Source organism: Kitasatospora sp. NPDC042419 (genome assembly GCF_056437345.1).
Genome location: NZ_JBWKAW010000001.1, coordinates 852,894 through 859,130 on the forward strand (window position 1 = coordinate 852,894; position 6,237 = coordinate 859,130).

Here is a 6,237-nt window from a genome sequence, read left to right on the forward strand (position 1 = left end):
AGTACGGGCCCCTCGGTCGTCCGGTCCGCGTGCCGGCGCGCTACTGCCCCGGCGAGGACGGCCCGTGCGGTCGGGCCTGCGGCTGGACGTGTGCCTGGACGTGCGGCTGGACCTGTGGCTGGGCCTCGTACACCCCGGCCTCCTGGCCCACCCGCTCCGCCGGACGGGCCGGCTCCTCGTCGTCCAGCTGCGCCTTGATCGGCGGCGGCGCCTTCAGCAGGATCTGCCAGGTCACGTACATCGCCAGCAGCAGCGGCGGGATGCCCAGAGCGACCTTGAGCCAGCCCAGCAGGTTGACGTTGTGGGTGAAGTACAGCGGGAAGAGGATCAGGGGCTTGATGCCCATGATCACCACCCAGGCCCAGGTGGCCTTGGTGTAGGCGGCCAGCCGGCCCGGGTTCTCCTTGCGCCAGGTGAACATCTCACCGGTGACCGGGCCCAGCATCAGGCCGATCAGCGGCCAGCGGACCAGTGCCGAGACGGCCAGCCCCACGCAGTAGCCGACGTTCCAGAGCAGGCCGGGCAGGTAGAAGTTCTCCGCCTTGCCGGTCTTCATCGAGATCCAGGCGCCGATGGCGACCCCGAACACCCCGCTGAAGGCGTGCTGGACGGTCTCCCGCTTGGCCAGCCGGGCCACCACGAACAGCGCGCTCAGCGCCAGCGCGGCCCAGGCGGCGGCCGGCACCTTGTGCGTGATGTTGTACGTGACGATGAAGACCAGGCCGGGCAGGGTCATGTCGACCATGCCCCGGATCCCGCCGAACGCCTTCATCACGGTGTCGGCGGCCTCCCGCGAGGCCGCCGCCTGGCGGGCCGCCTCGTCGTCGCCGCCCGGGGCGACCTCGACCACACCGAGCTGGGCGGCGGGTTCGCCGCCGGGCTGGTTGCTCACGCTCATTCGCTCCCGTGTCCGACCGGACGCAGCTCGTAGCGGGGGTTGAACAGCACCCGGCGCCCGCGCGCGTGACTGATCCGGCCGCTGGCGACCAGCCGGCGACCGGGTTCGATACCCGTGATGGAGCGGCGCCCGAGCCAGACCACGTCCAGCGCCTCGGTGCCGTCGAAGAGCTCCGCCTCCAGGGCGGGCACGCCGGCCCGCGGGCGGAGCGTCACGGTACGCAGTGTGCCGGCCACGGTGACCAGTTGGCGGTCCCCGCAGCTGGCGATCGGAGTGCAGCCCGTCTCCGCGGCGCTCTCCTGGCGCAGCTCCTCCGCCTGCAGCTCCTCCGCGGAGGAGGTCAGCCGGCTGAGCATGCGGCGGAAGCGCCCCTGCGGCTGGCCGCTGCTGTTGTCACCACTCATGTCGGAAGGGTACCGGTTTCCGGGGCCCCGGCGGCAGGCCGCGGAAGCCGCCGGGGCCCGCCCGGGGCGGCCGGGAGGCCCTGGACGGGCCGCGGCTCCGGCCCCGGGACAGGGCCCCGGCCGTCAGCTCTCGAAGCGGTAGCCCATGCCCGGCTCGGTGATGAAGTGGCGCGGGTGCGAGGGGTCGCGCTCCAGCTTCCGGCGGAGCTGGGCGAGGTAGACCCGCAGGTAGTTGGTCTCGGTGCGGTAGGCCGGGCCCCAGACCTCCTGGAGCAGCTGGGTCTGGCTCACCAGTCGGCCCGCGTTGCGGACCAGCACCTCCAGCAGGTGCCACTCGGTCGGGGTGAGGCGGATGTCGGCGCCGTCCCGGTTCACCTTCTTCGCCGCCAGGTCGACGGTGAAGCCGTCGGTGACCACCAGGGAGTCGTCCTCCCCCGCGACCGGCTCGGCCCGGCGGACGGCGGCCCGCATCCGGGCGAGCAGCTCGTCCATGCCGAAGGGCTTGGTGACGTAGTCGTCGGCACCCGCGTCCAGGGCCTCGACCTTCTCGTCGGAGGCGTGCCGGGCGGAGAGCACGATGATCGGCACCCGGGTCCAGCCGCGCAGGCCCCTGATCACCTCGACGCCGTCCATGTCGGGCAGGCCGAGGTCGAGGACGACGACGTCGGGATGGCGGGCGGCGGCGAGTTCCAGGGCGCTCGCGCCGTCATGCGCCGCGTCGACCTCGTACTTGCGGGCCTTGAGGTTGATCACCAGCGCGCGGACGATCTGCGGTTCGTCGTCCACGACGAGGACCCGGGTCATGCGGGCTCCGCCTTTCGGGCTGTCGGATCGGAAGTGGTCGTGTGTGGCAGGAGTGATCATGCGGGGGCCGGGTTGACGGTCGGCGTCTCCGGCTCGGGCGGCGAGTCCGGCTCGGGCAGCGTCTCCGGCTCGGGCGGCGAGTCCGGCTCGGGCGGGCGGTCGACGGCGGGCAGGGTGACGACCATGGTCAGCCCGCCGCCCGGGGTGTCCTCGGCGGTCACGGTGCCGTCCATCGCCTCGACGAAGCCGCGCGCCACGGCCAGCCCCAGGCCCACCCCGGCACCGCGCGGCGCGTCCCCGTACCGCTGGAACGGCGCGAAGATCCGCTCCTTGGCGTCCTCCGGCACCCCCGGCCCCCGGTCGACGATCCGCAGCTCGACCCGGGCCCGGCCGCCCGCCGGGTGCAGCGCGTCCGCCTTGACCAGCACCTTCACCCCGGCCGGGCTGTACTTGACGGCGTTCTCGATCAGGTTGGCGAGCGAGCGCTCCAGCAGCCCGCCGTCGGCCCGGATCATCGGCAGGGTCTCCGGGACCTCCAGCCGGACGGCCTCCGGCGGCACGCCGCCGAGCGCGAACGGCACCACCTCGTCCAGGTCGGTCTCCTGGATCAGCGGGGTGACCGTCCCGGTCTGCAGCCGGCTCATGTCGAGCAGGTTGTTGATCAGGTGGTCGAGCCGGTCAGCCCCGGCCTCGATACCGGCCAGCAGCTCCGCCTCGTCCTCCTCGTCCCACTCGACGTCCACCGAGCGGAGCGAGCTGACCGAGGCCTTGATGCCGGCGAGCGGGGTGCGCAGGTCGTGCGAGACGGCGGCCAGCAGGGCGGTCCGGATCCGGTTCCCCTCGGCCTCCCGGCGGGCGGCGGCCGCCTCACCGGCCAGCCGGCGGCGCTCCAGCACCACGGCGGCCTGGGCGGCGAACGCGCCGAGCAGCCGCCGGTCCTCGGCGGGAAGCACCCGGCCGCGCAGCGCCAGCGCCAGCGTGTCGCCGACCGGCACGTCCACGTCCGCGGACTCCGGCCGCTCCGGCGGGCGCGGGCCGGCCGTCGCCACCGGCTGCCACGGACCGACCGGGTCGGCCCGCTCCAGGAACGCCGCCGACTCCTGCTGGAAGGTTTCCCGGACCTGCTCCAGCAGGGCCGTCAGCACCCCGTCCCCGCTCGGTGCCCCGCGCAGCACCGTGCCGGCCAGCGCGCCGAGCGTCTGCGCCTCGGTCTGGCTGCGGGCCGCCTGGTGGGTGCGCCGGGCGGCGAGGTCGACCACCGAGGCCACCGCGATGGCGACGGCGGTGAATATCGCCACCGCCATGATGTTCTGCGGCGAGGAGATGGTGAAGGTGTGGATCGGCGGAGCGAAGTAGTAGTTGAGCGCCGACGAGCCGACCAGGGCCGAGGCGACGGCCGGGTAGAGCCCGCCCACCAGGGCCGCGCAGACCGTCAGCGACAGGAAGAGCAGCATGTCGGTGGACAGCCCCAGGCCCTCGACGTTGGTCAGCACCAGCGCCAGCAGCGGCGGCCCGGCCAGGCCGATCAGCCAGCCCGCGACCGCCCGGGTCCGGCCCAGGTCGGTCACCCGGCGGATCGGGATCCGCCCCCGGCCCTTCGCGGCCTGCTCGTGCGTGACGATGTGGACGTCGATGTCGGCGGCCGCCCGGGTCACCGTGGTGCCCACCCCCGGGCCGTAGAGGTACTGCCAGGCCGGCCGACGGCTGGTGCCGAGCACGATCTGGGTGGCGTTCACCCCGCGCGCGAAGTCCAGCAACCCGGCGGCGGGGTCGTCGCCGAGCACCGCGTGGTACGAGCCGCCGAGGCTCTCCACCAGCGCCCGCTGCTCGATCAGCGCCTGCGACGACCCGGAGCCCGAACCGGCCAGGCCGTCCGAACGGGAGATGTGGACGGCCAGCAGCTCGCCACCCGAACCACGGGCCGCGATCCGGGCCGCCCGGCGGATCAGCGTCGCCCCCTCCGGCCCCCCGGTCAGGCCGACCACGATCCGCTCGCGCGCCTGCCAGGTGCCCTGGATGCCCTGCTCGGCCCGGTACTTCTGGAGGTACTCGTCCACCCGGTCGGCCGTCCACAGCAGCGCCAGCTCGCGCAGCGCGGTCAGGTTCCCGGGCCGGAAGTAGTTGGCCAGCGACGCGTCGATCCGCTCCGGCGCGTACACGTTGCCGTGCGCGAGACGGCGCCGCAGGGCCTGGGGCGACATGTCGACCAGCTCGATCTGGTCGGCACGGCGGACCACCTCGTCCGGCAGGGTCTCGCGCTGCCGGACCCCCGTGATGCCCTCGACGACGTCGCCGAGCGACGCCAGGTGCTGGATGTTGACGGTCGAGACGACGTCGATCCCGGCCGCGAGCAGTTCCTCGACGTCCTGCCACCGCTTCGTGTTGCGGCACCCCGGCACGTTGGTGTGCGCGAGCTCGTCCACCAGCGCCACCTGCGGCCGGCGCGCCAGCACCGCGTCCAGGTCCATCTCGGTGAACGCGGCCCCGCGGTGCGTGAGGTCCCGTCGGGGCAGCACCTCCAGGCCGGCGACCTGCGCCGCGGTGTGCGTCCGCCCGTGGTCCTCGACGAACGCCACCACGACGTCCGTCCCCCGCGCCGACCGCCGGTGCGCCTCGGCGAGCATGGCGTACGTCTTGCCGACCCCGGGCGCCGCCCCGAGGTAGATCCGTAGCCTGCCGCGTCCCATGAGCACCATTCTTGATCCGGCCCAGCCCGGGGACCACCCCGGACACCTGTTCCCCTCGCCTTCGAGACTACGGCGCGAGCTGCGGATTTCCGCTGATCGAGCCCCTGAACAGGCAGTTTTAGCGCCATTTTGACGGCGCGGCGCCCCGGTGCGGGGCGGGCAGCCGACGGCGGCCCGGAATGGGCCGGCGATACCGGTCGGCGATCGGCCGCACAACGCAAAGAACCCCCGTCCGGATCCCGGACGGGGGTTCTTTGTGAATGATTGTTCGGCGGCGTCCTACTCTCCCACAGGGTCCCCCCTGCAGTACCATCGGCGCTGTGAGGCTTAGCTTCCGGGTTCGGAATGTAACCGGGCGTTTCCCTCACGCTATGACCACCGAAACACTATGAAACTGTCAACCGCACCCACACCGTGACCAGACGTGTGGGGGTCGTTGTTTCAGAACAACACAGTGGACGCGAGCAACTGAGGACAAGCCCTCGGCCTATTAGTACCGGTCAACTCCACCCCTCACAGGGCTTCCATATCCGGCCTATCAACCCAGTCGTCTACTGGGAGCCTTACCCTCTCAAGGAGGTGGGAGTGCTCATCTCGAAGCAGGCTTCCCGCTTAGATGCTTTCAGCGGTTATCCCTCCCGAACGTAGCCAACCAGCCATGCCCTTGGCAGAACAACTGGCACACCAGAGGTTCGTCCGTCCCGGTCCTCTCGTACTAGGGACAGCCCTTCTCAACACTCCTACGCGCACAGCGGATAGGGACCGAACTGTCTCACGACGTTCTAAACCCAGCTCGCGTACCGCTTTAATGGGCGAACAGCCCAACCCTTGGGACCTACTCCAGCCCCAGGATGCGACGAGCCGACATCGAGGTGCCAAACCATCCCGTCGATATGGACTCTTGGGGAAGATCAGCCTGTTATCCCCGGGGTACCTTTTATCCGTTGAGCGACGGCGCTTCCACAAGCCACCGCCGGATCACTAGTCCCGACTTTCGTCCCTGCTCGACCCGTCAGTCTCACAGTCAAGCTCCCTTGTGCACTTACACTCAACACCTGATTGCCAACCAGGCTGAGGGAACCTTTGGGCGCCTCCGTTACCCTTTAGGAGGCAACCGCCCCAGTTAAACTACCCACCAGACACTGTCCCTGATCCGGATCACGGACCCAGGTTAGACATCCAGCACGACCAGAGTGGTATTTCAACGACGACTCCACAACAACTGGCGTTGCTGCTTCAAAGTCTCCCACCTATCCTACACAAGCCGAACCGAACACCAATATCAAGCTATAGTAAAGGTCCCGGGGTCTTTCCGTCCTGCTGCGCGAAACGAGCATCTTTACTCGTAATGCAATTTCACCGGGCCTATGGTTGAGACAGTCGAGAAGTCGTTACGCCATTCGTGCAGGTCGGAACTTACCCGACAAGGAATTTCGCTACCTTA

At 70.5% G+C, this 6,237-nt stretch carries 4 protein-coding genes and 2 rRNA genes; all 6 read right to left on the reverse strand.

Annotation, left to right across the window (positions count from 1 at the left end):
• Window positions 1-40: 40 nt before the first annotated feature.
• Window positions 41-898, reverse strand: a complete 858-nt coding sequence (locus AC067J_RS03780; RefSeq protein ID WP_478296333.1) for a DUF3159 domain-containing protein — start codon at window positions 896-898, stop codon at window positions 41-43.
• Window positions 895-1,302, reverse strand: coding sequence for an OB-fold nucleic acid binding domain-containing protein (locus AC067J_RS03785; protein WP_478296334.1), 408 nt, complete (start codon window positions 1,300-1,302; stop codon window positions 895-897). Before AC067J_RS03785 ends, AC067J_RS03780 begins: the two co-directional genes overlap by 4 nt.
• Before the next feature lie 123 nt (window positions 1,303-1,425).
• Window positions 1,426-2,106 (reverse strand): response regulator, encoded by a 681-nt coding sequence (locus AC067J_RS03790; RefSeq protein ID WP_327676971.1) that lies wholly within the window; start codon window positions 2,104-2,106, stop codon window positions 1,426-1,428.
• 56 nt (window positions 2,107-2,162) lie between these two features.
• Complete coding sequence (locus AC067J_RS03795) at window positions 2,163-4,793, reverse strand: ATP-binding protein (protein ID WP_478296335.1); 2,631 nt, start codon at window positions 4,791-4,793, stop codon at window positions 2,163-2,165.
• 266 nt (window positions 4,794-5,059) lie between these two features.
• Window positions 5,060-5,176, reverse strand: a 5S ribosomal RNA gene (gene rrf / locus AC067J_RS03800).
• Window positions 5,177-5,263: 87 nt separating this feature from the next.
• Window positions 5,264-6,237 (reverse strand): 23S ribosomal RNA (locus tag AC067J_RS03805); the annotation flags it as partial.